The 25,598-nt window shown below is 65.4% G+C and carries 22 protein-coding genes and 2 pseudogenes; 5 read left to right on the top strand and 19 right to left on the bottom strand.

The annotated features are described in order from the left end of the window. Position 1: 1 nt before the first annotated feature. Positions 2-1,048 (top strand): annotated as a pseudogene (locus tag JN302_RS36975) (ABC transporter ATP-binding protein); the annotation flags it as partial. Between the two features lie 379 nt (positions 1,049-1,427). Further along, a complete protein-coding gene (locus tag JN302_RS36970; protein WP_202330902.1) occupies positions 1,428-1,832 on the top strand; it encodes a GFA family protein in 405 nt (134 codons plus the stop codon). A gap of 317 nt (positions 1,833-2,149) precedes the next feature. Here the strand turns inward: JN302_RS36970 and JN302_RS36965 are convergent, their stop codons facing one another. From JN302_RS36965 to JN302_RS36950, 4 genes are all read right to left on the bottom strand, one after another. Continuing rightward, on the bottom strand, positions 2,150-2,605 hold the full coding sequence (locus JN302_RS36965) for a GFA family protein (RefSeq protein WP_202309242.1): 456 nt from the start codon (positions 2,603-2,605) through the stop codon (positions 2,150-2,152). 150 nt (positions 2,606-2,755) lie between these two features. Further along, positions 2,756-3,922 (bottom strand): efflux RND transporter periplasmic adaptor subunit, encoded by a 1,167-nt coding sequence (locus JN302_RS36960; RefSeq protein ID WP_202330901.1) that lies wholly within the window; start codon positions 3,920-3,922, stop codon positions 2,756-2,758. A 14-nt stretch (positions 3,923-3,936) separates the two neighbouring features. After that, the gene (locus tag JN302_RS36955) at positions 3,937-7,089 is read right to left on the bottom strand and encodes an efflux RND transporter permease subunit (protein WP_202330900.1); all 3,153 of its coding nucleotides are present in this window, start codon (positions 7,087-7,089) and stop codon (positions 3,937-3,939) included. A gap of 25 nt (positions 7,090-7,114) precedes the next feature. Then, positions 7,115-7,336, bottom strand: a complete 222-nt coding sequence (locus JN302_RS36950; RefSeq protein ID WP_202309239.1) for a hypothetical protein — start codon at positions 7,334-7,336, stop codon at positions 7,115-7,117. 204 nt (positions 7,337-7,540) lie between these two features. On the opposite strand from JN302_RS36950, the gene JN302_RS36945 reads away from it, so the two are divergent. Further along, the gene (locus tag JN302_RS36945) at positions 7,541-8,140 is read left to right on the top strand and encodes a TetR/AcrR family transcriptional regulator (RefSeq protein WP_244846125.1); all 600 of its coding nucleotides are present in this window, start codon (positions 7,541-7,543) and stop codon (positions 8,138-8,140) included. 286 nt (positions 8,141-8,426) lie between these two features. Here JN302_RS36945 and JN302_RS36940 read toward each other — a convergent pair whose 3' ends face one another. The 12 genes and pseudogenes from JN302_RS36940 to JN302_RS36885 all read right to left on the bottom strand — a co-directional run bounded on the left by JN302_RS36940 (position 8,427) and on the right by JN302_RS36885 (position 21,880). Next, on the bottom strand, positions 8,427-9,857 hold the full coding sequence (locus JN302_RS36940) for an IS1182 family transposase (RefSeq protein ID WP_202330014.1): 1,431 nt from the start codon (positions 9,855-9,857) through the stop codon (positions 8,427-8,429). A gap of 196 nt (positions 9,858-10,053) precedes the next feature. After that, complete coding sequence (locus JN302_RS36935) at positions 10,054-10,989, bottom strand: IS110 family transposase (protein WP_202330898.1); 936 nt, start codon at positions 10,987-10,989, stop codon at positions 10,054-10,056. A 14-nt stretch (positions 10,990-11,003) separates the two neighbouring features. Next, positions 11,004-11,770, bottom strand: a pseudogene (locus JN302_RS36930) (IS5 family transposase). Between the two features lie 428 nt (positions 11,771-12,198). After that, positions 12,199-13,617 carry an amidase gene (locus tag JN302_RS36925; RefSeq protein ID WP_202330897.1) on the bottom strand — a complete coding sequence of 473 codons (1,419 nt, stop codon included), beginning with the start codon at positions 13,615-13,617 and terminating at the stop codon, positions 12,199-12,201. Further along, a complete protein-coding gene (locus JN302_RS36920) occupies positions 13,614-14,993 on the bottom strand; it encodes a mandelate racemase (RefSeq protein WP_446720776.1) in 1,380 nt (459 codons plus the stop codon). The genes JN302_RS36925 and JN302_RS36920 overlap by 4 nt, the downstream gene beginning before the upstream one ends. Before the next feature lie 59 nt (positions 14,994-15,052). Continuing rightward, complete coding sequence (locus JN302_RS36915) at positions 15,053-15,871, bottom strand: ABC transporter ATP-binding protein (protein ID WP_244846124.1); 819 nt, start codon at positions 15,869-15,871, stop codon at positions 15,053-15,055. A 132-nt stretch (positions 15,872-16,003) separates the two neighbouring features. Then, positions 16,004-17,005, bottom strand: a complete 1,002-nt coding sequence (locus JN302_RS36910) for an ABC transporter substrate-binding protein (protein WP_202330895.1) — start codon at positions 17,003-17,005, stop codon at positions 16,004-16,006. Positions 17,006-17,047: 42 nt separating this feature from the next. After that, positions 17,048-17,818 (bottom strand): ABC transporter permease, encoded by a 771-nt coding sequence (locus JN302_RS36905; protein ID WP_202330894.1) that lies wholly within the window; start codon positions 17,816-17,818, stop codon positions 17,048-17,050. A gap of 108 nt (positions 17,819-17,926) precedes the next feature. Then, a complete protein-coding gene (locus JN302_RS36900; RefSeq protein WP_202334574.1) occupies positions 17,927-18,991 on the bottom strand; it encodes a dihydrodipicolinate synthase family protein in 1,065 nt (354 codons plus the stop codon). Beyond that, positions 18,991-19,836: a GNAT family N-acetyltransferase gene (locus JN302_RS36895; protein ID WP_202330893.1), complete on the bottom strand. Its 846-nt coding sequence runs from the start codon at positions 19,834-19,836 to the stop codon at positions 18,991-18,993. Before JN302_RS36895 ends, JN302_RS36900 begins: the two co-directional genes overlap by 1 nt. Next, positions 19,823-20,905 (bottom strand): NAD-dependent epimerase/dehydratase family protein, encoded by a 1,083-nt coding sequence (locus JN302_RS36890; protein WP_244846123.1) that lies wholly within the window; start codon positions 20,903-20,905, stop codon positions 19,823-19,825. The genes JN302_RS36895 and JN302_RS36890 overlap by 14 nt, the downstream gene beginning before the upstream one ends. Before the next feature lie 102 nt (positions 20,906-21,007). After that, positions 21,008-21,880 (bottom strand): sugar phosphate isomerase/epimerase family protein, encoded by an 873-nt coding sequence (locus tag JN302_RS36885; RefSeq protein WP_202330892.1) that lies wholly within the window; start codon positions 21,878-21,880, stop codon positions 21,008-21,010. 346 nt (positions 21,881-22,226) lie between these two features. On the opposite strand from JN302_RS36885, the gene JN302_RS36880 reads away from it, so the two are divergent. Together JN302_RS36880 and JN302_RS36875 are read left to right on the top strand one after the other, a co-directional pair. Beyond that, positions 22,227-22,484 carry a type II toxin-antitoxin system ParD family antitoxin gene (locus JN302_RS36880; protein WP_202315298.1) on the top strand — a complete coding sequence of 86 codons (258 nt, stop codon included), beginning with the start codon at positions 22,227-22,229 and terminating at the stop codon, positions 22,482-22,484. Then, positions 22,477-22,764: a type II toxin-antitoxin system RelE/ParE family toxin gene (locus tag JN302_RS36875; RefSeq protein ID WP_202309235.1), complete on the top strand. Its 288-nt coding sequence runs from the start codon at positions 22,477-22,479 to the stop codon at positions 22,762-22,764. Before JN302_RS36880 ends, JN302_RS36875 begins: the two co-directional genes overlap by 8 nt. A 41-nt stretch (positions 22,765-22,805) precedes the next feature. Here the strand turns inward: JN302_RS36875 and JN302_RS36870 are convergent, their stop codons facing one another. From JN302_RS36870 to JN302_RS36860, 3 genes are all read right to left on the bottom strand, one after another. After that, a complete protein-coding gene (locus JN302_RS36870) occupies positions 22,806-23,462 on the bottom strand; it encodes a TetR family transcriptional regulator (protein WP_202330891.1) in 657 nt (218 codons plus the stop codon). Between the two features lie 2 nt (positions 23,463-23,464). Beyond that, entirely contained in the window at positions 23,465-24,313 is an 849-nt protein-coding gene (locus JN302_RS36865) for a sugar phosphate isomerase/epimerase family protein (protein WP_202330890.1), read from the bottom strand. A 79-nt stretch (positions 24,314-24,392) separates the two neighbouring features. Then, on the bottom strand, positions 24,393-25,583 hold the full coding sequence (locus JN302_RS36860) for an MFS transporter (RefSeq protein WP_244846122.1): 1,191 nt from the start codon (positions 25,581-25,583) through the stop codon (positions 24,393-24,395). Positions 25,584-25,598: the final 15 nt, after the last annotated feature.

Here is a 25,598-nt window from a genome sequence, read left to right as displayed (position 1 = left end):
CATGGCGCCCGTATCCATTTGCAATGCGAGAAAATCCTTCGGTGCGGTGAACGTCCTGCGAGGCGTCGACGTGGAGGTCGCCGATGGCGAGTTCGTTGCGCTGGTCGGTCCGTCCGGCTGCGGAAAGTCGACGCTGCTTCGCATAATTGCCGGCCTGGAGGGGCTGACGGACGGCGACATCGTGATCGGCGACCGGGTCGTCAGCGATGTCGCCCCGCGCGAGCGCGATGTCGCGATGGTCTTCCAGAACTATGCGCTCTATCCGCACATGACCGTGGCCAGGAACATGGGCTTCTCGTTGAAGCTCGCTGGAAGGCCGGCAGCGGAGATCGAGCGCCGGGTTGCTGCGGCAGCCGAGATACTCGGCCTGCAGGCGCTTCTCCAGCGCCTTCCGAAGCAGCTTTCCGGCGGGCAGCGGCAACGCGTCGCCATGGGCCGCGCCATCGTGCGTGACCCCAAGGTGTTTCTTTTCGATGAGCCGCTCTCCAATCTCGATGCGAAACTCCGTGTCCAGATGCGCGTCGAGATCAAGGCGCTGCATCAGCGGCTGAAGACGACCACGGTCTATGTCACCCACGACCAGATCGAAGCCATGACCATGGCGGACAAGATCGTGGTGATGCGCGACGGCATCATCGAGCAGGTGGGCAGTCCGCTCGACCTCTACGACCGCCCGGCGAACATGTTCGTCGCCGGCTTCATCGGCTCGCCCGCGATGAACTTCGTCACCGGCGCCTTGCGCGACGGTCGGTTCATGGCGGACGGCGGCCCCATCTTCACCGCCGAGGATATGCAAGCCTTCGGCGATCGCGAGGTTGTGCTCGGTGTCCGTCCCGAGCATTTCGACATCCACCCCGACGGTGCGGAGGTTGAGGTCGTGGTCGTGGAGCAGACGGGGTCCGAGATGCTTATCGTGACGAGGCTCGGGGAGGCGACGCTGAACTGCCTTGTTCGCGAGCGGCTTCGCCTGAAGAGCGGAGATCGCATCCGGTTGATGCCGCGCGCCGGACATCTCCACTACTTCGATCCCGCGACGGGGCAAAGACTCGGATATGACGAACCCGTCACGGGCCGAGGCAGCTTTTCGTCCGCTTCGTCGGTGCCGTCCGCCAGCGGCCATAGTCCTTCGTCCAAGGCCGCCGCCGGCCATTGGATGACATCGATCCGGTCGATGATATCGGGTCGGAATTCGTACCGCCCCGAAATGTACTACATGCGCGGGCCAGGGCCAAAGACACGGTCGAAGCGGTTGCTCGACGATCCCGCCGGATAGGCTGTATCTCGGTTCAAGCCCCCGGACCATACGCGATGGCCTGTTGAAAGCCTCGGCATTACAGGCTTACCTGACCTCGCTGGCTGCCGCCGGTCCGTCCGGACGGTCGCCCGCATGTTCATGCGATCCACGTTGCTACGGGTGGAGGTGTCCGATGCCGTCCAGAACAGCGTCCTGCTCCTGCGGAGGCTTGCGAATCGAAGTCGGTGGCGAGCCTCTGGGCGTCGGCATCTGCCACTGCCTCGCCTGCCAGAGGCGGACTGGCAGCGTGTTCGCCGCGCTTGCCAGCTTCCCGGCGCCCTTCAAGGTCTACGGTGCCGCCACGGAATATGTCCGCGTCGGGGACATGGGCGCCCGCTTCGTCTTCCGGTTCTGCCCAATCTGCGGAACGACGGTCTTCCACACCGAGGAAGGCAATGACGATACGGTGAGTGTCGCGGTCGGCGCATTGGCGGACCCGGGCTTTCAGCCACCGACCGTCTCCGTCTACGACAGCCGCAGGCATCCCTGGGTTCGACTACCGCCGGGATCGGTGACGTTCGAGAGGGATCCGGACTGACCGCAACGGACGGCGTCCGCTGCCAGCCTGATCCCCGGGGGCAGGGGTGCGCGTCCTGTAAACAACTGGATTTTTGCAGGACGAGGCCCGTTCGCGCACCTTGACACGAGGTCGGCAGAAAAGCTGCTTCTCGCGGCACTCCGGCACCGAGCGGGCAGAAATCTCCGAAAGTGAGATGAGACGTCAACAATCCGGTTGCGGGGGAAAAAAGTCAATCGCGTGACAGGGTGGTCAGCAAGAATTGATGAGCAGTCCCTGCCGCTCCATTGTTCCGCCGACCTGACATCGAGCCATCGATTCTCGATCCGCCGTACCCGTCAGTCTGCGTTTCCGGCCAGGGATTGCGCGTACTCCCTGGTCAGTTCCTCATAGGCCTCGAAGGGCGGATAGGTCTCGAAGCTGTGTTTGGCAGAGGTCGTCGCCCAGGGCAGCTTCTCGCTGGTGAAGGTTTCGATGAAGGGCGGGAAGCGGGCGGGCTCGTCGAGCATCGTGGTGCGGATGTTGACGAACCAGTCGATGCCCTCCGGGCGGGTGAACAGCCAGCTCATGCAGTGCGGGCAGAAGTAGTGCCGCGTCGCGCCGTGCAGCCCGCCGATCACGGGCTCGCCCTCGACGACGGCGAAGCCGTCGCTCGGGATCGCCGCGCTGAGGGAAAAGGCGCTGCCCGTCATGCGCTGGCAACCGGTGCAGTGGCAGGCCATCGCCACCAGCGGCAGGGCGGTCACCCTGAAGCGAACCTGTCCGCAACGGCAGCCGCCATCCAGCTTCGTCATGCTTTCGCTCCCGTCTGTCCGTCGATACGGAGGGCAACAAAGCACCAAGGCTCCGGCAGGACAAGGAATTGTTCGGTCGTACGAACATGCTGACCGATGAAGAGGCCGCCCGCCGGTCCCGGCGGGCGGCGGCCGCTGTCACCCGGGAGGTCAGGAGGCAGGCGCGGCGGCTGTCTGAACGGGCTGGGGCTCGACCGGCATTCCGGGGCCGATCTTCTGCAGGTTGCCGCTGATGATCCGGTCGCCTTCCTGGATGCCCTTGACGATCGCGACCAGTTCGCCGTCGGTCTGGCCGAGCTCGACCATGCGCATCCCCACGGTGTTTCCGGCGTCGACCACATAGACATATTTGCCGAGCTGGCTGGAGCCGAGCGCGACCTGCGGCACCAGAAGGCTGTCGGGTTGCTCGCCGACCAGCAGCCGGATGTTCACATACTGGCCGGGCAGCAGCGCGCGATCGGCGTTGGCGATGGTGGCTCGCGCGACGATGGTCCCCGTGGCGGGGTCGACCCTGTTGTCGATGAAGGTCAATTCGCCCCTTCGCGGGGCGGATGGGTCTCCCGGCACCGTGACCTCGGCGGCGACCGGACCGGCGGCCTTGGCCCGGCGAAGCAAGGCGAGATCGGTCTCGCTCGGCGAGAAGGTCACATAGATCGGGCTGACCTGCACCAGCGTGTTGAGGGTCGTGCCGCCGGCGCCCGCGAGGGTGCCGACAGGTGCCTGGTTGCGTCCGAGGCGTCCGTCGAAGGGGGCGCGGATCTCGGTGTAGCCGAGATTGAGCCGAGCCTCGGCCACTGCCGCCTTGTCCGCGGCGACGACGGCCTCGCTCTGTTCCACGGCGCTGCTGCGCTGCTCGAAGCCGTCCTTCGACAGGAAGCCGGTCTTCGACAGGTCCGAGCCCCGGGTCAGGTTGGCCTTGGTGTATTCGAGCGAGGCCACGTCGCGATCCATCTGCGCCTTCACCCGGTCGAGCGCGACCTGATAGTCGCGCTGGTCGATGAGGTAGAGCAGGTCGCCCTGCCCGACGTCGGCGCCGTCGGCCGCGGGCTGGTCGACGATGTAGCCGGAGACCTTCGCCTGCAGGGCGACGCTGCGGATGGCTTCCGTTCGCGCCGTGTAGTCGAGATAGAGGGGGAGGGTCTTCTTGACCACCGACGTCACGGGCACCGGCATGGCCTGCGGAGCGGCCGGGGCGACGGCGGCCCCGGCCGGCTTGCTCAGCACATCGAAGAGAATCTCCGGCCCGCCATTGGCATGGACGAACAGAGCGGTGGCCGCGATGAGGGCGACGGCTGTCGTGGTTTTCCAGTATCGCATGGGTTCTTTCCTTGTCATTCGGCCGCTTCGGCGTGGGAGACCGCCGTCGTCGTGTGGGTTTCGGGCGCGGACTTGCGTTCGCGCCAGCGCTCGATCACGGCGTAGAAGACCGGCACGAAGGCGAGCGTGAGGATCGTTGCCGCAAGCATGCCGCCAAACACGGCCGTGCCGAGCGACTGGCGGCTTGCCGCCCCGGCGCCGGTCGCCAGCATCAGCGGAACGACCCCGAGGATGAAGGCGAAGGCCGTCATCAGGATCGGGCGCAGCCGCAGCCTTCCGGCCTCCATCGCCGCTTCGACGATGCTCATGCCCTGCTCGCGCAGATGCTTGGCGAATTCGACGATCAGGATGGCGTTCTTGGCCGCCAGCCCGATGAGCATGACGAAGCCGATCTGCGAGTAGACGTCCATCTCCATGCCGCGCAGCCAGATCGCCAGCAGCGCGCCGAACAGGGCGGTCGGCACCGACAGCAGCACCATGAAGGGCATCGACCAGCTCTCATACTGGGCGGCCAGGATCAGGAAGACGAAGACGATGGCCAGCGCGAACACCGCGATTGCGACCGATCCCGCCCTGAGTTCCTGATAGGTGATGCCTGTCCATTCATAGCCGAAGCCCTGCGGCAGGGCCGTGGCGGCCGCGCGTTGCATGGCCTCGATGGCCTGGCCGGAGCTGTAGCCCGGCGCGGCCGCGCCGTTGATGAGCGCCGAGCCGTAGTTGTTGTAATGCGTCACCGTCTCCGGCCCGACGATGGGCTTTACGTTGCCGAGCGTCGACAGCGGCACCATCTCGCCCGAAGCGTTGCGGACATAGAGGCGGGTGAGGTCGGACGCCTGGGCGCGTGCATCCTGCTCGGCCTGAAGCGTGACGCGGAAAGTGCGGCCGAACAGGTTGAAGTCGTTCACATAGAGTGAGCCCAGATAGATCTGCAGCGTGTTGAAGACATCAGGCAGGTTGAGCCCGAGCAGCTTCGCCTTGTTGCGGTCGAGGTCGTAGCTGTATTGCGGCGTCGAAGTCGAGAAGGTCGTGAACAGCGTCTGCGGGTTGAGCTCGGGCTGCTTGCGCGCCTCGGCCAGCAGGGCCTGCGTGGCCTCGTTGACCGCCTCGGCGCCGCGCCCGGTCAGGTCCTCGACCTGGAACTCGAAGCCGCCGGTCGTTCCGAGACCCTGGATGGACGGGGGCTCGAAGGCGAGCACGATCGCATCGGGCATGCCGAACAGCTTCGGCCGGACCGCATCGACGATATCGGTCGCGCTCTGGCCGGGGCCGCGCTCGCTCCAGGGCTTCAGGATGGCGAACAGCGCCGCCGAGTTCGACTGGTTGGCGAAGGTCAGGAAATTGAAGCCGCTGACCGACATCACATTTCCGACGCCAGGCGTGGCGAGAAGCTCATCGCGCACCTTGTTGGCGACCGCGTCGGTGCGTTCCAGCGACGCGCCGTCGGGCAATTGCACGATGGCGAAGAAGTAGCCCTGGTCCTCGACCGGCAGGAAGGCCGAGGGAATGCGCGTCGAAACCAGATAGGTCGCCGCGACGAGCACCGCGAACACGCCGAGCACGGCCCAACGCAGCCGGATCAGGCCGCGCACCGACGACGCATAGGCGTGGGACAGCCTGGCGAAGCCGTTGTTGAACCAGCGATAGAGGAAGAAGCTGGACGGCGGCCGATGGCGCAGGAAGGCGGCGGAGAGCGCCGGGCTCAAGGTCAGCGAGTTGAAGGCCGAGATACCGACGGAGATCGCCACGGTCAGCGCGAACTGGTTGTAGAGCTGGCCGGTGACGCCGGGGATGAAGGCCACCGGGATGAACACCGCCATCAGCACGGCCGTCGTGGCGATGATCGGGCCAGTCACCTCCTTCATGGCGCGCCGCGCGGCTTCGAGGGGCGGATGCCCGGCCTCCAGCTGCCGTTCGACATTCTCGACGACGACGATGGCGTCGTCGACGACCAGGCCGATGGCGAGCACCATGCCGAGCAGGGACAGCATGTTGAGCGAGAAGCCCAGCATCAGCATGACCGTCAGCGTGGCGATCAGCGAGACCGGGATGGCGATAACAGGGATGATGGTGGTGCGCCAGCTCTGCAGGAAGATGAAGACGACGGCGACGACGAGCACGAGCGCCTCGAGCAGGGTCTTGACCACGTCTTCCATGGCCGCGGACACGAAACGGGTCGTGTCGTAATGGATCGAATAGGCGATGCCCTTCGGGAATTGCGCCGACAGTTCCTCCATCTTTGCAACGACGTTCCTCTGGAGCTCCAGGGCGTTCGATCCCGGCATCTGGAAGACAGCGAGGATGACGGTGGGTTTCTCGTTGTCGAAGACGGTCGAATTGTAGAGCAGCGCGCCGAGCTCTATGCGCGCGACGTCGCGCAGGCGCACCAGCGAGCCGGTCGCGGAATTGGCGCGCACCACGATGTCGCCGAACTGCTTGGGGTCGCTCAGACGGCCTGCCGCGTTGACCTGAAGCTCGAAGGCCGTGCCTGATGGAGCCGGCGACTGGCCGATCTTGCCGGCTGCGACCTGGACGTTCTGTTCGGCGATCGCGTTCTGGACATCGACGGCGGTGATGCCGAGATTGGCGAGCTTGTCCGGGTCGAGCCAGACGCGCATCGAATAGCGGCGTTCGCCGAAGAGCTGCACGTCGCCGACGCCGGTGACGCGTTTCAGCGGATCGGCGATCCGGAGATAGGCGTAGTTGCTGAGCGTGGTGAGGTCGATCGAGCCGTCGGGCGAGGTGATGTTCACCATCAGCGTGAAGCTCGGATTCTGCTTGTTCACGGTCACGCCGGCCTGGTTGACGATTGCCGGGAGCGACGACGCGGCCTGCGATACGCGGTTCTGCACGTCGACGGCCGCCGTCGTCAGCGGATAGCCCACGTCGAAGGTGACGGTAATGCGCGACGAGCCGTCGTTCGAGCTGGTCGAGGACATGTAGGTCATGCCTTCGACGCCGTTGATCGTCTGCTCGAGCGGTGTCGTCACCGTATCGGCGACGACCTGCGCGCTGGCGCCGGGATAGTTGGCGCTGACCACGACCTGCGGCGGCGAGATGTCGGGAAACTGCGACACCGGCAACAGGAAATAGGCGATCCCGCCGGCGAGCAGCATGATGATGGCGATCGCCGATGCAAAGATCGGGCGATGGATGAAATAATCGACCATGGGTCAGGGTCTTTCGGTATCCGGGTCAGAAGGCCCGTATGCTGTCGAGTGGCGACGGCGCGGGTAGGAACAGTCTGCCGGCGGGAAGGGCGTAGGCGGCCGCCTCAGCTTCCCTGAGGCGCTTCGCCTGCCCGGCCAGCATCGCGCGGAAGGCCGCGGGGTCGATACGATCGGCCCGCATGACCGCGAGGGTCATGGGGTCGTTCAGAAGCTGGTCGACGGTCAGGTTCTGGTGGAACGAAGCCATAAATCCTCCTTTTTCGGAATCGCGGCCTGTCCGCGGTCCGATACGATCGGGTCAACATCTATGCTTGGGCGATCCCGATTTCCCGGAAATCGCGGCCCCTGAACGCTCGTTCTTGACAGGACGCTGTCAGGGGTGTTACCGGTAAGTAACAAGGCAACTGTTACTACTCGGTAACATCCTGGTCAAGCCATGGCGGACCAAAAAGTGAAACACGACGAAGTGATCGATCAGCCGACCCTGCGTCCGCGAGACCGCATCGTGGTGACGGCGCGCGAGATGTTCCAGCAACACGGCATCAAGGGAGTCGGCGTCGACGCCATCGCCGAGGCCGCCCACACCAACAAGATGACGCTCTACCGGCATTTCGGCTCGAAGGATCACCTCATCGTCGAATGCATGCAGAAATGCGTCGACGAGGGCAGCGCGTGGTGGTGCGGTCTGGAAACCGATCATCCCGGCGACCCGCGAGCGCAGCTTCGGGCCTGGGTGGAGCACGGCGCGGCCTTTCTGCGTTCGGGCGAGCGCGGCTGCGAGATGGCCAATGCGGCGGTCGAACTCGCCGATGGCGACCATCCGGCCAAGCGCGTCATCGAAGAGGCCAAGAAGGCCCATCGCGACCGTCTCGCGGAGCTCTGCAAAGGGGCAGGGCTCAGCAGGCCGGAACTCGCGGCCGACATGCTGGCGCTGCTGCTCGAAGGCGCCAAGATCAGCCGCCAGAGCGAAGGGCTGGAAGGGCCGAGCGCCCGCTTCCGGCGCATGGCCGAGGAGCTTATCGTTTCGTTCGGCGGCAGCTTGGAGGGGTGAGGCGCGAGCACGCGGGGATTTTCAGTTGGCCCAGTTCCGCACGCTACATTTCGAATGTCGATGGCTGCCGACCCCTCATCCGACCTCGCTTCGCGAGGCCACCTTCTCCCACAAGGGGAGAAGGGAACGCCCGCATCAACGCTTCGGCCAATCATCGAGGTCGGTGATTTGCGGAGCCGGCAAAGCCAGGCTCCAGCCTTCTCCCCTTGTGGCAGGCCGTGTGAGAACTGGACGGAGGCATAGCGTGGTGAGTGGTTTGGAAGTTGAGGCACGAGTTCATGCCCCCCTATGCTTGCGAGGACAGCAGGGTCTGGAGCAGCGCCGGCACACCCAGAATGTTCACCACCCGCTTCAGATTGTAGCCCAGGACGCTGAGCGCCAACTCGGACCTGGCCTTTTTCAGCCCGCGGACCAGGAACCGGGGATGGCCCATCATCCATTTGATGGTGCCGTAAGGGTGTTCGACCAGCATGCGCCGCTGCGCCATCCACTCGGGGTCGCTGATGGCGCGCCGGTGCATCGCCTCGCGCGCATCTTCATGGAAGTGGCGGATGATGGTGCGCTTGGCGGCCTGCGTGCACTTCGGCTTCAAGGCACAGTCCGCACAGGCCTTGGTCCCGTACTTCTTCTTCTGTTCCGTCCACGAGGTCTCCCGGTGGGTGAGCGTTTCGCCGGCCGGGCAGCGCCAGCTGTCGCTCTCGGCGTCGTAGCTGAACTGGTCGCGGGTGAAGTACTCTTTGCCTTCCGGGTTAACGGTTTCGGCCCGCGGCACGATGGCGGTGATGCCGTCGTCCTCGCAGCGCTGGCCGTGCTCGCCGTTCGAATAGCCGGCATCGGCCACCACCGTTACCTTGTCACCGTCCACGGCTTCGCGGCCGGCCACCGCCATCGGGTGGAGCTGGCACTGGTCGTTGCCGTCATTGGTCAGGTCGAAGGCAACCACCAGCTTGTGTTTTGCGTCGACCACGGTCTGCGCGTTGTAGGCCACCTGATGGCCGTGCCGAGCCGTGCGCATCAGCTTGGCCTCGGGCTCGGTGCGAACCCACTGGCTCAACCCGCGTCCGGCCAAAGCCTCGGCCTGCTGCTGGATCTGCTCGCGGCGCGCCCGCAAGGCCGCCACCGCCGCCGCAACGTCCACGCCATCCGTCTGCGCCGCGCGCTCGTCCCGGTCGGCTTCGTCCATCTGCGCAAGATAGGCGGCAATCTTGCGATCCACGGCCGCCGTCGCCTTCTCCAGTTCCTTGGCCGTCACCACCTGCTTGCGGCTCGCCACCGCATCGATCTTGGTCCCGTCGATCGCAAGCAACGTGCCGCCGACCAGCGCCTGCTCCCGGCAGAAGCGCACGAAGGCCCGGCACACCCCAACGATCGCTTCCGGATGATCCTTGCGGAAATCCGCAATCGTCTTGAAGGCCGGCGCCGCGCGATGGGTGAGCCACATCACTTCAATGTTGCGCCGCGCTTCCGCCGCAAGCCGGCGGCTCGACCGCACCTGGTTCTGGTAGCCGTACACATAAAGCTTCAACAAATCGCCCGGATCGTAGGGTGGCCGGCCCGTGGCCTCGGGAACAACCTTGGAGAAACCGAGCTGCGCCAGATCGAGGCTGTCGACGAAGGCATCGATGACCCGCACCGGATGATCGGCACCGACCGCCTCGTCCAAGGTTTCCGGGAACAAGCTCGTTTGCTCCCGCGACTGGCCTGTCATATGCGCCATTTCGGCCTCGTCTCAAACTACCAAAAATCCGGCAAATCACTGCTTTGGATCAACAATTTGAATCCGATCCAGGTTGATTTGGGAAGCCCAAGATGCTCCTCGACACATCAAAAAAACCAATGCCCGAGTTTTCACACGGCCTGGTGGGAGAAGGTGGCCTCGCCCGTGAGGGCGAGGTCGGATGAGCAACCATGATTCAGGCGCTGGCATTTTGAGGGTTCCACGGCGTTCCTCTGGCGAGGACAGCGTTGGCCATGTGGACCAGCTTTCTGGCGCAAGCGACGATCGCCTGTTTGTAGGTCTTGCCCGCGTCGACCAGGCGTTTCCTGAAGGCCACGAGGATCGGGTTCCAGTGGTTGGCGGCCGAGAAGGCCGCCATGTAGACGGCCTTGCGCAGTCGCCGGCGTCCACCCGCGATGCGGCGCTGTCCGGCATGGGTTCCACTGTCGTGGTCGAAGGGGGCCACGCCGACGAGCGCGGCCGCCTCGGCTCGGCTCAAGCGGCCGAGTTCAGGCATGCGCACGACGAAGACCAGGGCGGTGATCTCGCCCAGGCCGGGGATGCTCAGCAGCAGGGCGAACCGCTTGGCCAGATCGGCATGGGCCTTCACCTTTGCAATGAGCTTGGCGAGCTCCTTGGACTTGCGCTTGCTCAACCGCCGGATCTCGGCCTCGAGGTAGCGCCGATGCGCCGGATCGCTGAAGCGGTCACGCCGGGTCTCGTGCCGGGCAATGTCGTCGGTGAGGGCGTCGATCAGCGTCATGTGCTCCTGAAAGGCCGCCAGCCGCGGATCGGCCGCCGCGCCGCCGCTGCCCAGCGCCGCCGTGGCGGCGAGGATCAGATCGGCATCGATCGCATCATTCTTGGCACGGCGACCGCGAAAGATGCGATAGCCGTGGACCTGACGCGGATCGAAGACCTTGACCGCGAAGCCCACCGCTTCGAGCGCCGCTCTGACGGCGGCTTCGTAGTTGCCGCTCGCCTCCATGCCGACCCGTTCGACCCCGGCCGCCGTCAGCCGCGCCGCCAGCCGGCGGTGGCCGGCGGCGTCGTTGGTCTCCACAAAACGCTGCCCGTCGAAAACGGCAACGTCGAGCGTGGCCTTGGAGACATCCACACCGGCGCATTTCATGCTAGGGCCTGTGATCAGTTGAGGAGAATGACGGCCGCGGCGAGGTGTATGGCGCCGAGGAAGTTGGTTGCGCGCTTGTCGTAGCGGGTCGCGATGGCACGGTACTGTTTGAGCTTTGCGAAGAAGTTCTCGATGAGATGCCTGGCCTTGTAGAGCTCTGTGTCGTAGCGGCGTGGTTGTTTTCGGTTTGATCGCGGCGGAATGACGATATCGACACCGGCGCTTTGAAGCAGATCGAGCACACGCTCTTTGGCATCGAATGCCTTGTCGGCGATGAAGGCGGTGATCTTGTCGAACAGGTCAGGCAAAAGCGCATCGGCTCCGCACAGATCATGCTTCTGGCCAGGCGTCAGATGAAAGCCGGTCGGATTGCCCAAGGCGTCACAACGGGCGTGGATTTTGGTGCTCAGCCCACCCTTGCTGCGCCCTATGGCTTCGCGTTCCCGGTCCCCCCTTTTGCGCCGGCGCTGTGTTGATGGGCGCGCACGATGGTCGAATCGATCATGGCGTATTCATTGTCGGCGTCTTCGGCGAGAAGTTCGAAAACCTTCTGCCAGACCCCGCTTTTGCTCCAGCGTGTATGGCGCGTATGAATGACCCGGAAGTGGCCGAACCGCTCCGGCAAGTCACGCCACGGGATTCCGGCCCGATAGCGATACAAGACCGCCTCCACGAACAGCCGGTTATCCTTGGCGGTGCCGCCGACATGACCTTCACGGCCAGGCAAGAAATCTCTGATGCGCTCCCATTGATCATCACGCAAGGCATAACGACGTGCCATCCGGTCGGCGCCCCCTGATTCGCCGACACCTCAAGAATCACATCTCCGGTGATTTGGGAATCTGGAGGCTTCTGTGAGGTCCGCGGGCGCGGCATCGATGCCGCCGATCTGTGTCGGGCGGACCTCATTGATCGCAACTGATCACAGGCCTTAGTATCGTTCATCTTCGTCGACCCAACCTTGCGTTAATGCGAACCAGGGTGTTCAAGCAACCATCCGGGTCCGATGAAGAAAGTCGACTGCGATCACGCTCATCCTCAGCCAGCAACGGCTCAGGGGTTTCCGATCCGACAATCGACCGGCTCTGCAGGGGTGGCCACCCCTGCAGAGCCAACTCCTCATCCATAGCAGGATTTCCTCATACAAGGGGTATTCCACAGGGCGGTCGAACGCTACGTTCGCGACCGACAATCTGAGCGGCAGACGCCCTATCGCCAGCCCACAGGCCGTCTGCCGGCCCAGGGACGGGCGCGCTCGAGTTGCCCGGCAAGGCGGAAGAGCAGACCTTCCTCGCCGTAGCGGGCGGTGAAGTGGCAGCCGATGGGGAGGCCGTTCCGGCTTTCGCCGAGGGGAACGGACATGGCCGGCTGGCCGGTGATGTTCGACAGGAACGCAAAGGGCGTGAAGGCGAGCAGCTTTTCCAGCCAGCTCTCCACATCCTCGCTGTTGACGTCAAAATAGCCGGTGGGTTGGGGCGACGTGGCGAGCGTCGGGGTGAGCCAGACGTCGTGCCGTTCGAAGAAAGCGGCGATGCGGCGGCTCTCGCGCTGCAGGGTTTGCAGGTGGCGGATATAGTCGGCGGCGGGCATGGTGCGGCCGCGTTCGGCGATGGCGCGCGTCAGCGGTTCGATGGATCCGTCTTCGGGGAGTTCGCCGTCCGTCGCCCGTGCGATATTGGCCATGGTGTTCGCCTGGAAGACGGCGGCGAAGCTCCGCGTGACGGTCTCGAAATCGAACTCCGGCGCGGCTTCGACGACCTCGTGGCCGAGCGTTTCGCATAGCAGCGCCGCCGCTTCGGTGGCTGCGACGATCTCCGGATCGATTGGGGCGCCGTGAAGCGTGCGGCTGGAATAGGCGATGCGCAGGCGGCCGGGATCGCGTCCGGCCTCTTCGATATAGGGACGCTTCGGCGGCGCGGGCGAATAGGGGTCGCCGGGCAGTGCGCCCGCCGTCACGTCGAGCAGGGCGGCGCTGTCGCGAACGCTCCAGGTGACCGCGTGCTGGCTGGCGAGCCCGGCCAGCCCTTCGCCACCCTCGGGGCCGGCGGTGATGCGGGCGCGCGTCGGCTTCAGCCCGAATAACCCGCAGCAGGCGGCGGGAATACGGATCGACCCGCCGCCATCCGTGGCATGGCCCATCGGCAGCAGTCCGGCGGCCACGGCCGCGGCGGAGCCGCCGCTCGACCCGCCGGGCGACAGGGAAAGGTCCCAGGGATTGTGCGTGGCGCCGAAAAGCGCCGGCTCGGTGGCGGCGGAAAGCCCGAACTCCGAGGAGTTGGTCTTGCCGATGACGACCAGCCCGGCGTTGCGGCAACGCCTGACGATTTCGCTTTCTCCGGCAGCCATGTTATCCGCGAAGAGGCGTGAGGCCGAGGTGGTCGGCGTGCCCGCGACCGATACGACGAGTTCCTTGAAGACGTAAGGTACGCCGGTGAAAGGTCCGTCCGGCAAAGGCGCCTGGACCGCTTGGCGGGCGTCTTCATAAAGCGGGGTGACGATAGCGTTGAGGCGCGGATTGATCTCGCTCACGCGCTCGAGAACGGCATCGAGCAGTTCCGCCGCGGAGATTTCTCGGCGGCGGACGAGGTCCGCCAGGCCGAGAGCATCATAGGCGGCGTAGCCAATCATGCCGGAACCCCGTTGGGCGGCCAGTCGGCGGTCGGCATCGCTTCCGTGGCGTCCAGATCAGGAACGACGCCGCTGCCGAAGCCCGCGCAATCGAGGGAGCCTATCTCCAGCCGTCCGTCTGATATCGCCAAGCGTACGCGTCCGTCCCGCACCCCATAGAGATCCGGATTGGCCCGTCGCCAAGCCTCGGCTTCCGCCGGCGGGCGTCCATCGAAGCCGTCGATGAAATGATGCGCGTTGCGCTCGACATGGGTGAGGCCAAGAAGGTTCACCAGCGCCAGATCCTGCTGCAGGGCAACGCCCGGCTCGCAGGTCAGGTCTTCGGCGGACATGAAGTAGCGGTCACCCCCGTCCATGTTCCAGACTCGGCAGCGCGCCAGGTTGAGCAGCGACTTGTAGAAGCCCTTGCAGGCCTTGGACGAGACGCCGCGATAGCCGAGGGCTCGCGCTTGGGGGAACGAGGCGAGTTCGCCATCCGACTCGTCGATGATGACAGGCGTCAGGGCAGAGAGCGCGGTGACCGGCTGCGACAGCGCCGCAGCCCGTTTGATCGGCTGCTCCAGATAGAGCATCGAGGCAAGAAGGCGCCGGAGCTTCTTATCCCTGCCCATACGTTCGAGAAGGTCGAGCACGGCCTCGGCTGTCTCATATTGCTCGTTGCCGTCGAGCGTCAGGAAGTAGGGATCGGGCGAGCGGTCGAGCACGGCCGCGATCCGCGCCAGCCGGTCGAGGTCCGCGGCCTCGTTCCCGCTTACCTTGACCTTGAAGTAGCGATTGCCATAGGTCGAGACGACTTCTTCCAGCGTCTCCGGAAGCCCGTCGTCGACACGCTCGCTCTGGTCCGCGCGCGTGATGGGATCGGCCAGGCCCACAGTGTGCCTGAGGTCGATCGTCGTGGCTGGACGGAGAGTTTCGAGGAAACTGCCGAAGTCGAATCCGACCAGCTCCGGGACGATTGGGTGCGGGCCAATCCCCGCGAGGTTGCGGCGCGTGGCCTCGTAGAAGCTCATGCCCAGCAGCCGGCAGAGCGCGTCGAACACCGCCCGGTCGAGAAGGGCCGGCCCGTAGCTGGCGACGAGCGGGTTGAGGCCGATGGCGGCCGAGGCGTCGAGATGGCTCCGGTAGTGTTCCGCGAACAGCCCGAAGGCCGTCGACGGCGCGGCGGACAAATAGGCTTCGCCGGCAAGCTCGATGGCCTTCCGCAACTGGTGATGGTTGGCTTCGTCGCTGAGCGCGGGGTTCTTGTCGAACCATTTTGCCCCCAGCGCCTCGGCCGCATAGCCCGTCTCTTCGCGCCCGTCGCGAAGGCGGATGCGCACGGCGATCACGGCCTGGCGGCCATGCGTGGCGGTGATGACGCCGAAGCGGAAGGGCATGCGCAGCCGATAGGGCCGCTCGCGCCTGATGATCTCGACGACCTTGAGGCGCGGAGCGCTCAAGCCGGCACCATCAAGGCCGCGTCGGCACCGCTGGAGTTCCGGCCGGTGAGGATGTCGTAGATCTCCAGCGAGTATTGACCGAACTCGGCCGTCGCGCGCGTCTCGACGCTACGCGGCCGCGGCAGCTTGATGTCGAGGATGCGCGCGATGCGGCCGGGGCGCGGCGACATGATCACCACCCTGTCGGCCAGGAACACCGCCTCCGGGATTGAGTGCGTGACGAACAGGATCGTCTTTTTCTGCCCGCTCGAACCGCCGGCCTCGCCCCAGACGCGCAGCAATTCGAGGTTCATCTCGTCGCGCGTCATGGCGTCGAGGGCGCCGAACGGCTCGTCCATGAGGAGAAGCGGCGGGTCGAGAAGGAGCGCCCGGCAGAGCGAGGCCCGCTGCTGCATGCCGCCGGAGAGTTCGCTCGGCAGCCTGCGGGCGAACTCCTCGAGGCCGGTCAACCGAAGCAACTCCATCGCCCTGTCGCGATGGCGTTTCGGATTGAGCCCGGCCAGTTCGGCCGGCAAGAGGACGTTGTCGAGGATCGTCCGCCAGCGCAACAGCACGGCCGCCTGGAAGACCATGCCGACTTGCGGGATGGGCCGCGTGACGGGGACGCCGTCGACACGGATCGTGCCGCGGCTCATCGGCCGCAGCCCGGCGATCATCCTGAGCAGCGTCGATTTTCCGCAGCCGCTCGGACCGACCAGCGAGATGAACTCCCCCTGCCGGACCGACAGGGAGATGTCGCGAAGCGCCTCGACCGGACCGCTGCCGGTCTCGTAGATCATTCCGACCCGGTCGAGATCTATGGATGTCTTGTCCACGCTGGTCTGCCCGTTGTGTTACCGCACCGGCCCGAAAGTCGTACGCGATTTTCGGAAAGCACGATTGCGTTGGTTCAGAGTGCCGGAGCGTCCTTTGCGCGTCCAAATGGACGCGCGGCGCTCCAATGCCGCTCACTTCACGTCGAGCGGCATGTCGACCCTGGTGAGGAAGTCGTTGGTGAAGACGTCGGCACAGGCGACCTGAGAGGGAAGTTGCATGTAGGTGTTAACCAGGTCGACGGAGCTGCACATCTTGGCCTCTTCCATCCAGCCGATGCCGTGGTCCTTGTAGCGCTGGGTGGCCATCAGATCGAGGCCGAGCCGCATGTTCTCGCCGATCAGCACCTCGTCGATCTCCGGAACGTGCTTCTTGAAGATGGCGAGCGCGGCGTTGGGATCCTTCATGACGTCCTGCCAGCCCTTGTAGGCCGCTTCGAGGAACGCCTTCAGTACTTCAGGCCGATCGGCCATGGTCTTCTGGCTGGCCATGATGGACATCGAATACATGTCGAGGCCGTGCTCGGCCCAGGGCAGCGCGACGACATTGCCCTTGCCCATCGGCTTCTCGAACAGCGGACGGCCGGTCGTATAGTCGGAGACCGCGTCGGCGCGCTTTTCGGCGAGCGCGGCGACCTTGGCGGTCGGCTCGATATTGATCCAGGTGACCTTGCTTTCGTCGATGCCGTTCGCCTTGGCGAAAGCCGGCCACATCTGGCGCTGGCTGTCTCCGGGCGGGGCGGCGATCGTCTTGCCCTCGAGTTGCTTGGGCTCGGTGATCGGTGCATCCTTCGACGAGAAGACGTTCATCGGCGTCTTGTCGAAGATCATGCCTACGATCTTGACGGTGGTGCCGCGGGCCCGCGAGCCGATGACGACGGCGGCGTCGGCAAGACCGGCATCGGCCCGGCCGCTGTCGACCTTGGCGATGGAATCACCCGAGCCCTTGGAATTCTCCAAGGTGACATCGAGGCCCTTCTCGGCGAAATAGCCCTTCTCCAGCGCGACCCAGTAGGCGGCATGGTCGCCCACCGGAAACCAGTTCAGCGCGAAGGTGAATTTCTCCTGCGCGCCGGCCGCACCCGACACCGTGAGGGCAGCAAGGAGTGCTGCCGTCGAAGCAAGTTTCCTGATCATGTCCAAGTCTCCCATTATTGTCATTGGCATTGTTGTCTTTGATTATCGTTCCTGACCTTCGGCCCAGGGCGCCAGCACACGCGACATGACGGCCACGCCGCCGAAAAGTGCGAGGCCGAGTATCGAGATCCAGACGAGGGCGGCAAAGGCGAGCGGCGTGTTCATGCTGCTCTGGCTGGTGATGATGACGTAGCCGAGCCCGCGCTGCGAGGCCACGAACTCGCCGACGATCGCGCCGACGACGGCCGAGGTCGCGGTCACCTTCAGCGCGCTGAGGATATAGGGATAGGCGTTCGGGATGCGGATCTTGGCGAAGATCTTCCATTTGGGCGCGTTGAACACGCGGCCGAGATCCAGCATGTCGTTGTCGATCTGGCTGAGCCCAACCGCCGTGTTGATGACGACGGGGAAGAACCCGATGAGGGCGCCGATCAGCATGTTGGGCAGGATGCCGTAGCCGAGCCAGAGCAGGAAGAGCGGCGCCACCGCCACCTTGGGCAGCGTGTTGACGAGGACCAGGAACGGCATCAGCGCGCGGGCGATTGTGTTCGACCAGGCGATCGTCGTGCCGAGCAGCACGCCCGACACGGTCGCCAGGACGAAAGCGCCGAAGATCGCCACGGCCGTCACCCATATGTGGCCGGCCCAGTCGATGCCGCCGCCGAACATCGCCGCCACCACCGAACCTGGGCTGGGCAGCAAATACTCGCGAACGCCCAGCACCGAGACGGCGAGTTGCCAGAGCACGATGACCGCCGCGAACAGCAGCACCGCCGGCACAAGTTCGAGGATCTTGGCGGAAAACTTGCGCAAGGCCGCTCCTTTAGAAAGCGCTCGAATGGCCGCGACCGACGCGGCCGTTTCCCTCGCGGGCCGGGCCCGCGGTCTTCATGTGCGTGAGGGCGCGAAGCAGCGTGATCATCATCCCAGCCAGCGCTCCAGATTCGCGGCCACGAAACCGTCGTCGGCGAGATCGGCATGCATGCGCGACACGCGGTCGATCTCTTCCTTCTGTCCCGGGCTCAAGTCTTCGTGCGGGTCGAGGCACCAGATGCCCTCCAGAAGCCTCTGCCTGCGCAGGATCTCGTGGCAGCCCGCAATGCAGCCGTGGAAACTGTTGGCGACGTCGAAGAAGGCGCTGTTGCAGTCCGTGACCCGGCTGTCGAGCGCCAGCAGTTCCGTTGAGACCGCGCCTGCCGATGCCTCGGCGCGGCAGCGCCGGAAGATGTCCACCGCGCCCTTGGTCCACACCGACCAGTGTCCGAGCAGCCCGCCGACGAAGCGAAGCGTTACCGGCTTGCCGTCGCGCATCGCGGTGAAGGGGGTGACCAGGTCAAGCACGATGTGGTCGTCATTGCCCGTATAGAGCGCGATCCTGTTCTCGGCGCCGGCTTCGACGACGCCGCGTATCACGTCGATCGTGCGGTAGCGGTTGAACGGCGCGACTTTGATCGCCACGACGTTGTCGATCGCTGCGAAGCGGGCCCAGAAATCCGCATCGAGATGCAGGCCGCCGACGGCCGGCTGCAGATAGAAGCCCACGAGGGGGATCTCGCGCGCCGCTGCTTCGCAATGCTCGATCAGCGCGTCCTGGTCGCGGCCCTTGAGCGCTGCGAGGCTGAGCAGGCCGGCATTGTAGCCGAGCTTCACGGCGGTACGGGCTTCGGCGACCGCCTGGGCCGTCGGACCGGCGAGCCCGGCGACCATGGCAAGAGGGCGGTCGGTCCAGTTCGCCGCCGTATCCGCGGCAAGCGACAGCACCTCTTCATAGAGGCCGGCCTCACGAATGGCGAACTGCGTGGTGTGGACACCGACGGCAAGCCCACCTGCGCCGGCGTCGAGATAGTAGCGGGTGAGCGCCTTCTGGCGCCTGCGGTCGAGCTTGCGCGACGCATCGAGCGCGAGCGGATGCGCCGGGACCACGGTGCCTTCCCTGAGCAGGGCGAGCGCTGCCGACTGGATTTCGGGAACTGTCTTGCCGGTCATCATCCAAACTCCGGTCCTGCCGCCGCGAACAGGCGTTCAGGTCTGCCGAATGGCATCGAATGGCCGTAGGCCATCCGCGTGAAGCTGCGTTGGCGGGTGAAGCCGCGCCCGGAAAGCCATTCGGCGATCCCGTTCCACCTGCGAGGGATATCGGCGAAGACGGGGCCTTTCACGATGCCGAGCACGGCGGAGAGCAGGGCAAGGGCCCGCTTCGGCGTAGCCGCAGCGACGGGACCGACCTGCATGGCGCGCCGGCCGCGCCTGACGATGGCGAAGCCGGTGCGGTCCGCGTCGACGAAGGCGCTGACGTCATTGCGCGCCAGGAAATTCTCGAGGAGGAAGCCACGATCCGTGCCATTTGCCTCGCGGTCGAGCGCCCGCAGCGTCTCGAAGTCGCCGGGCCCTGCCGGCACGACCTCGCTATCAGAGACCGGTGCGCGGGTTGAGGCCTCGCCCTGCCATCTGTCGAGCTCGAACAGGCCCTCAAAACCTTGGCGGCCATAGACCAGAGCACCGGCCGGCGTGGCGTCGAGCACGGGAACGAGCCCGCGCGAGGTCAGGGTTTCGACGCAGCGCCCGACCAGCTCCGTCGCGAGCCCCCGGCGCCGCCAGGCGGCCGTGACGAGCACCATGGAGACGAAACCGAAGCGTTCATAGGGGAGCGCGGCCGCGCTCGCGACCAGGCTTCCGTCCTCGCTTCTGACGCCGACGGTCCGGCCGTGACCGAGAAACAGCCGCCAGTCGTCGGCCGTCTGGTTCCAGCCGGCTTCGTCCGACAGACGCAGGCACGCCTCCGTGTCGGACCGACCGAGCGCGACCGTGCTGGGCGCCTCAGAAGCCGCCATCGCGGACCTCGTATTTGGTCGGCTTGTTGAAGCTGAGCTGATCGCGCTCCACCCAGTCGGCCACCCAGTCGAGCATCGCGCCGAGCGGCACTTCGGGGTAACCGAACAGCTTCGCCGCTTCGGCGGTGTTGGTGAGCCAGGCGGTCTGGGACTCGGTCCCGACGAGATTGGGGCGGACGTCGAGGCGTGCGCCGAGCTCCTGCGCCAGCCATCGGACGGAGAGCGTTTCCGGTCCACTGATGTTGATGGGGGAGGTCGGCGTGGTGCAGTGGAGAAGGCAGCGTAGCGCCTGCGAATTGGCGTCGCCCTGCCAGATCACGTTGACGTGGCCCATCAGCGACAGGTCGATCGGGATGCCGGCTTTCACGCGGCTCGCCAGGTCGAACAGCACGCCGTAGCGCAGGTCGATGGCGTAGTTCAGCCGGAACAGGCGACCGGGTGTCGCGAACTTGCCGGAGAAATACTCGAACATCCGTTCGCGGCCGAGGCAGGACTGGGCATATTCGCCACGCGGCCCGGGCGGCGTCGTTTCCAGCGCGCCCTGATGCAGGACATCGACCAGCGGATAGATATTGCCGGTCGAGAAGGCGACGATGCGGGACCCGCGAAAGGCCTCCGCGACGATCGCCGGGCTGTGCACATTCATCGCCCAGGTCAGGGACTGGTTGTCGCTAGCCCCGAATTTGCGCCCGGCCATGAAGAGGACGTTCTTCACCTTTGGCAGCGCATTCACCTGCCCGGCATCGAGGAGATCGGCGGTGATCGTCTCGATGCCCCAGCCTTCGAGCCGCTCGCGCATGCCGGCCTCGCTGAAGCGGGCGACGCCGATGATGCGCTTGGAGGGCGCGGCGTTGCGGGCGAGCCTGGCCAAAGTCGGCCCCATCTTGCCGCCGACTCCGAGCAGCATGATATCGCCGTCGAGGCCTTCGAGGTCCTTCACCAGGGCGTCGCTCGGCCGTGTCAGGAAGTCGTCGAGCTGCTCGATATCGTCGAAGCGGACGGGTAAGGGCGCCGGCCTGCCGCCACCCATGTCGTTGAGCGTCGGCGTCTTGACCGCGACTGACTGCATCGATCTTCCCCCTTTGCCGTCTCGTTGAGCTGACGCTATCGCGGTCTCACGAAACTTTCAACCGTTTGGTTGAAAGTTATCGAAGATTGTTTTGGGGACCCGTCATCGGATCGTGGCTGCCTGGTCAATCAGGGATCGGAGCCTGGCGAGCGTTGCGCGCGTGGAGGCCACCGACGGTGACAGATGCGGCTCCACAGCGATGGCTCCGTCATAGCCGTCGGTGACGAGCGCGGCGATCTGACCGGCCCAGTCGACGTCGCCGTCGGCGAGCAGTTCCCATGTTCCATCGGGGTAGCGCCGGGCGTCCTTGAAGTGGACGTTGCGCACGAGGTGCTTCAGCGCCGCATAACCTTCGGGGAAGGGGACGTCACCTTCTATCAGCGCGTTGGCGGGGTCCCAGTTGATGCCGAGACCGGGAGAGCCGACGCGCCCGATCAAGGCGGCCGAGCGCGCTCCCGTGTCGGCCCAGAAGCCTTCCTCGGTTTCGACGAGCAGTTCGAAGCCGGCGGCCCGGGTCGCCTCGGCTGCCTCGGCCAGCATCTCGGTCACGCCCTCTGGGGCGGAGCCCGCCGGCGCGCCGCTTCGGCTGAAGCTGAAGGCGATGATGTATTTCGCGCCGACCTCGCGGGCGAAGTCGATCGACGCCGGCAGCAGGTTCAGCCGATGGTTTTCGACGATCGAGCGGGCATCCTGCCAGGAGTGGTAGAAGCCGGCATCCATCCAGCCGAGATTGGACCGAGCCGGTTCGACGGAAGGGAAGGGACATTTGAACAGCCCCGGCGAGATGGCCGTTATCGAAACACCGAACGAGCGGACCGCTCTAACAAGCCGCTGGCGGACATGGGGGCTGAGGAGCGGAACCCGCCCGTCATGGACCCCGCGCAGCTCGAACCGATCGACCCCCCATTCGAGGCCGAGCTCGAAGGCGGTCTCCGGATCGCTGGAAAGCTCGTCGGTCACGATGCTCGGTTTCACGCTCTGTCCTTGCTCCTGTTGGTGTGGCGGCCGCGGATCGCGGGCCTCGTCGGCCGCGATCGTTCGGGGCAGGCGGAGCTAATTACAGAATACGGAAAGTTTCAACCATATGGTTGATAACTGGTCAGGCGGATCGTGGTTTGGATCGGATCCACGGTCGAGATGCTTGATCCAGGTGCCTCGCCCTCGAACTCAGCGAGTGCCCCGTACGTATTTTGCCGCTTGGTGACGGTTCGCTGTGAAGGGCTGCCCAATGCGCCACGCTTTGTGTGTCGCCAGCGCTATCGGAAGAATTTGCCTGCCTTATCAAAAATTGATAAGGTCGGGCACGGCGAAAGGTTCCTCCATGCCAGCCAGTTACAGCCTCGGCCAACATTACGAGGGCTTTGTGCGTGAGCTCGTCGAGAGCGGCCGTTACGCCTCCGCGAGCGAGGTCGTGCGCGACAGCCTGCGCCTGTTCGAACAACGCGAGAAATTACGCGCCCTGGAAATCGAAAACCTCAAGCGGGCCTACTTCGAAGGCAAGGCCAGCGGCGAAGGTGAGGACGTTGAGCCTGTGGCGTTTCTGCAAGAATTGAAAGCAGAACGATCTGCCCGTGGCTAGATACAAACTGACTCCCCGCGCCCAGCGGGACATGCGCGACATTTGGCGCAATATCGCCCTGGGCAACGAAAATCCGGCTGACAGGCTGCTAGATCGCCTGTTCGACAAGTTCGAGCTGGTCGCCGGTCACCCGGAGATGGGTGTAGCCCGCCCGGAATTGAGCGAAACGGCCCGCATCCTGATCGACGACCGCTATATCTCCATCTACGAGCCGGCGCCCTACGGCATCCTGGTTATCGCCGTGGTCCACGGCATGCTCGACCCGGCAATCTGGCTCTGAGATTCTGCGTCCCAAGACTGCGGTGGAGCGCCAGTGACGCGCTACGGCCGGAGGCCGGCGAGTGTCAGCGCCACGATGTGGTCGCGATAGGAGGCCAGCGCCGTGGGCTGGGTGAGATCGCGGCCGAAGATCGCCGACATTGTGAGGCCGTTGGCGAAATAGAAGAAGGTCATGCCGGCGATCGAGATATAGAGTTCGAGCGGATCGACGCCCATGCGGAAGATGCCATCCTTCTCGCCGCGCCGGAGCGTCTCGGCGATCAGCTCGAGCAGCGGGGAGTTCGTCTGGCGCGCCGCATCCGAATTCCTGACGTGGCGTGCGCCATGCGCGTTCTCGTCGGCCAGCATGCGGATGAACTCGCGGTGCTGGGCCAGGTAGTCGAGCGAGAAATCGATCAGCCGCTCCATCGCCTCGCGCGGCGGCAAAGCGGCGAGGTCGAGCTCCCTCTCGAGGCTGCGGATGTCGGAATAGCTGGCTTCGAGAGCCGCCTTGTAGAGCTCGTCCTTGCTGCCGAAATAATAGTAGACGAGCTGCTTGTTGGCTCGTGCCCGCCTGGCGATGCTGTCGACGCGCCCTCCGTCGAGGCCGCGCTCGGCGAACTCCGCGCGCGCCGCCGCCAGTATGGAGGCTTTGGTGGCCTCGGGATTGCGGCGGTTGCGCGGACGTTTGGCTGTGTTCGGCTCGATAGAGGTCGACATGATCACCCGGATCGGGCGCGCCGGCTGCGCGCCTCCAACAGCCCCCGCACATAACCGATCGCGCGCGCTGCGCAAGCCATGCCGTCCGGTTCATAGACGAAAGGCTCGATGCCCACGGCGCCCGAATAGCCGGATCCAAGGAGCACATCGACGACCTCGCCGAAGGCGAGTTCCCCCTCGCCGGGGCCGCGCCGGTTGGGGTCGTTGAAATGGACGTGGCCGACGACACCCTTCGGCAGCCAGCGCCGCAGCAGCGCGGCGACATCCTCGCCGTCCGTCGCCGCGGCGTAGCAGTCGACCATGGTTCCCAGCGCCGGCGAACCGATGGCGACGACTATTTCCAGGGCTTCGTCGACGGAGTTGACGAAAGCCGTGTCCCGCCGGGATAGGGGTTCGATGAGATAAACAACGCCGGCATCGCGCGCGGTCGCGGCCATGGCCGCGAAATAGGCGATCCCCCGCTTTCGGCCCTCGTTATCGTCACCCGCCTCGAGGCGGCGCTGGCCGGGAGAGCCGTGGACGAGGTAGCGCCCCCCGAGCTCGGCGCAGAGCCTGACCAAGCCTCGGCCGGTCTCGAGCGTCCGCTGCCCGACGTCCTCGTCCGCGCTGGTGATCGACAGGCCTTCGGGCGCGGCGAGCAGCCAGTGCAGGCCGGCGATCGGGATGCCCTCCCCATCGGCGATCGCGCGGTATTCGCGAATCGCCGACGCCGTCAGCTCATGCGGCGTGGGACTGAGGGTGAAAGGAGCGACCTCAAGGCCGTTGTAGCCGACCGCGCGGGCAAAGGCGCATTGGCACCGGAAATCCAGGGTCCGGACCACTTCGTTGCACAGGTTGATGGGAAATGTCATTCGTCTCCGCCCGACGCAAGGCGCCATCGATGCCACAATTCGCGGCGGTCGTCTTCATGCTTGTCCATATCGGGAGAAATCAGGACGCCAGCCGACCACGGACAGCGACGAGCCCCGCCAGGGTCAGCGCTGCGAAGCCGGCACCTGTGAGGAATGTGCCCGACGGTCCGGCCGCGTCCCAGAGCGCGCCGGCGATCACGCTGGCGGCGAGCATGGCGATGCCGGTGACGAGATTGAACATGCCGAAGGCGGTCCCGCGCAGTTCCGCCGGCGCTGCACCGGCGACAAGACTTGCCAGCAATCCCTGGGTGAAGCCCATATGGAGCCCCCAAAGCGTGACGCCGATCCCGACGGCGAAGAGATCGGCGGCGAAGGCGAGCACGAGGTCGGCCGCCAATAGCATGACGAGGCCGAACGCAAGCAGCGTGGTCTTGCCGACGCCTCGATCGGAAAGCACGCCGACCGGATAGGCGGACAGGGAAAAAGCGAGGCTCATCAGCACCAGGACGATGGGTACGAGTGTCAGCGGCAGGCCGATCGACTGGGCCCGCAGGATGAGGAAAGCCTCGCTGAAACGGGCGAGTGTGAAGATCGTCGCGATGATGACCACCCACCAATAGCCTGATCCCAGCCGACGGAGTTCGTCGCGGCGCAGCGGCATGCGCACACGGCGCAGATCCTTCGGCCGCTCCGGCTCCCTGACGGCAACCACGAGCAAGCCGACCGAGAGGAAGGCCGGGATGACGGCGATCCAGAACACGGTGCCGAAATGCTCCGCCGTCAGCCACATCAGGCCGATGGCGAGCAGCGGCCCGACGAAGGCTCCGATCGTGTCGAGCGACTGGCGCAGGCCGAAGGCCGCGCCGCGCAACTCCGCAGGCGTGATGTCCGCGACCAGGGCATCGCGCGGCGCGCCGCGGATGCCCTTGCCGATCCGGTCGATGAAGCGGGCGGCGACCAGCCACTCGATGGAGGCGGCAAGCGGGAAGATCGGCTTGGTGAGCGCAGCAAGACCATAGCCGGCCACGGCGAGCAGCTTGCGCCGGCCGAGCCAGTCGCTGAGGGCTCCGGAGAAGATCTTGGTGACCGAGGCCGTCGCCTCGGCGATGCCCTCGATGATGCCGACGGCCAGGGCCGAGGTGCCGAGCACCGCGACCATGTAGACGGGGAGCAGCGCGTGGATCATCTCGGAGGAGATGTCCATCAGCATCGAGACGAAGCCGAGTGCCCAGACGCCGACCGGGATGCTTCGGCGTGTCGTGGGGAGCATTGCCGTGTCCATGGT

It is taken from the genome of Mesorhizobium sp. L-8-3, assembly GCF_016756615.1.
GTDB lineage: Bacteria > Pseudomonadota > Alphaproteobacteria > Rhizobiales > Rhizobiaceae.
Note: the sequence above shows the minus strand (reverse complement) of the source record. Positions and strands in the feature narration are given on the sequence as shown.

Excerpts from the sequence above, each read along its gene's own strand:
- JN302_RS36890 (WP_244846123.1), bottom strand. The coding sequence starts at position 20,905 with ATGCAGTCAGTCGCGGTCAAGACGCCGACGCTCAACGACATGGGTGGC.
- JN302_RS36880 (WP_202315298.1), top strand. The coding sequence starts at position 22,227 with ATGCCAGCCAGTTACAGCCTCGGCCAACATTACGAGGGCTTTGTGCGT.
- JN302_RS36925 (WP_202330897.1), bottom strand. The coding sequence starts at position 13,617 with ATGATTGGCTACGCCGCCTATGATGCTCTCGGCCTGGCGGACCTCGTC.
- JN302_RS36920 (WP_446720776.1), bottom strand. The coding sequence starts at position 14,993 with ATGCCCTTCCGCTTCGGCGTCATCACCGCCACGCATGGCCGCCAGGCC.
- JN302_RS36910 (WP_202330895.1), bottom strand. The coding sequence starts at position 17,005 with ATGATCAGGAAACTTGCTTCGACGGCAGCACTCCTTGCTGCCCTCACG.
- JN302_RS36940 (WP_202330014.1), bottom strand. The coding sequence starts at position 9,857 with ATGGCGCATATGACAGGCCAGTCGCGGGAGCAAACGAGCTTGTTCCCG.
- JN302_RS36900 (WP_202334574.1), bottom strand. The coding sequence starts at position 18,991 with ATGACCGGCAAGACAGTTCCCGAAATCCAGTCGGCAGCGCTCGCCCTG.
- JN302_RS36970 (WP_202330902.1), top strand. The coding sequence starts at position 1,428 with ATGCCGTCCAGAACAGCGTCCTGCTCCTGCGGAGGCTTGCGAATCGAA.
- JN302_RS36860 (WP_244846122.1), bottom strand. The coding sequence starts at position 25,583 with ATGCTCCCCACGACACGCCGAAGCATCCCGGTCGGCGTCTGGGCACTC.
- JN302_RS36870 (WP_202330891.1), bottom strand. The coding sequence starts at position 23,462 with ATGTCGACCTCTATCGAGCCGAACACAGCCAAACGTCCGCGCAACCGC.
- JN302_RS36965 (WP_202309242.1), bottom strand. The coding sequence starts at position 2,605 with ATGACGAAGCTGGATGGCGGCTGCCGTTGCGGACAGGTTCGCTTCAGG.
- JN302_RS36960 (WP_202330901.1), bottom strand. The coding sequence starts at position 3,922 with ATGCGATACTGGAAAACCACGACAGCCGTCGCCCTCATCGCGGCCACC.
- JN302_RS36950 (WP_202309239.1), bottom strand. The coding sequence starts at position 7,336 with ATGGCTTCGTTCCACCAGAACCTGACCGTCGACCAGCTTCTGAACGAC.
- JN302_RS36895 (WP_202330893.1), bottom strand. The coding sequence starts at position 19,836 with ATGGCGGCTTCTGAGGCGCCCAGCACGGTCGCGCTCGGTCGGTCCGAC.
- JN302_RS36865 (WP_202330890.1), bottom strand. The coding sequence starts at position 24,313 with ATGACATTTCCCATCAACCTGTGCAACGAAGTGGTCCGGACCCTGGAT.
- JN302_RS36955 (WP_202330900.1), bottom strand. The coding sequence starts at position 7,089 with ATGGTCGATTATTTCATCCATCGCCCGATCTTTGCATCGGCGATCGCC.
- JN302_RS36935 (WP_202330898.1), bottom strand. The coding sequence starts at position 10,989 with ATGAAATGCGCCGGTGTGGATGTCTCCAAGGCCACGCTCGACGTTGCC.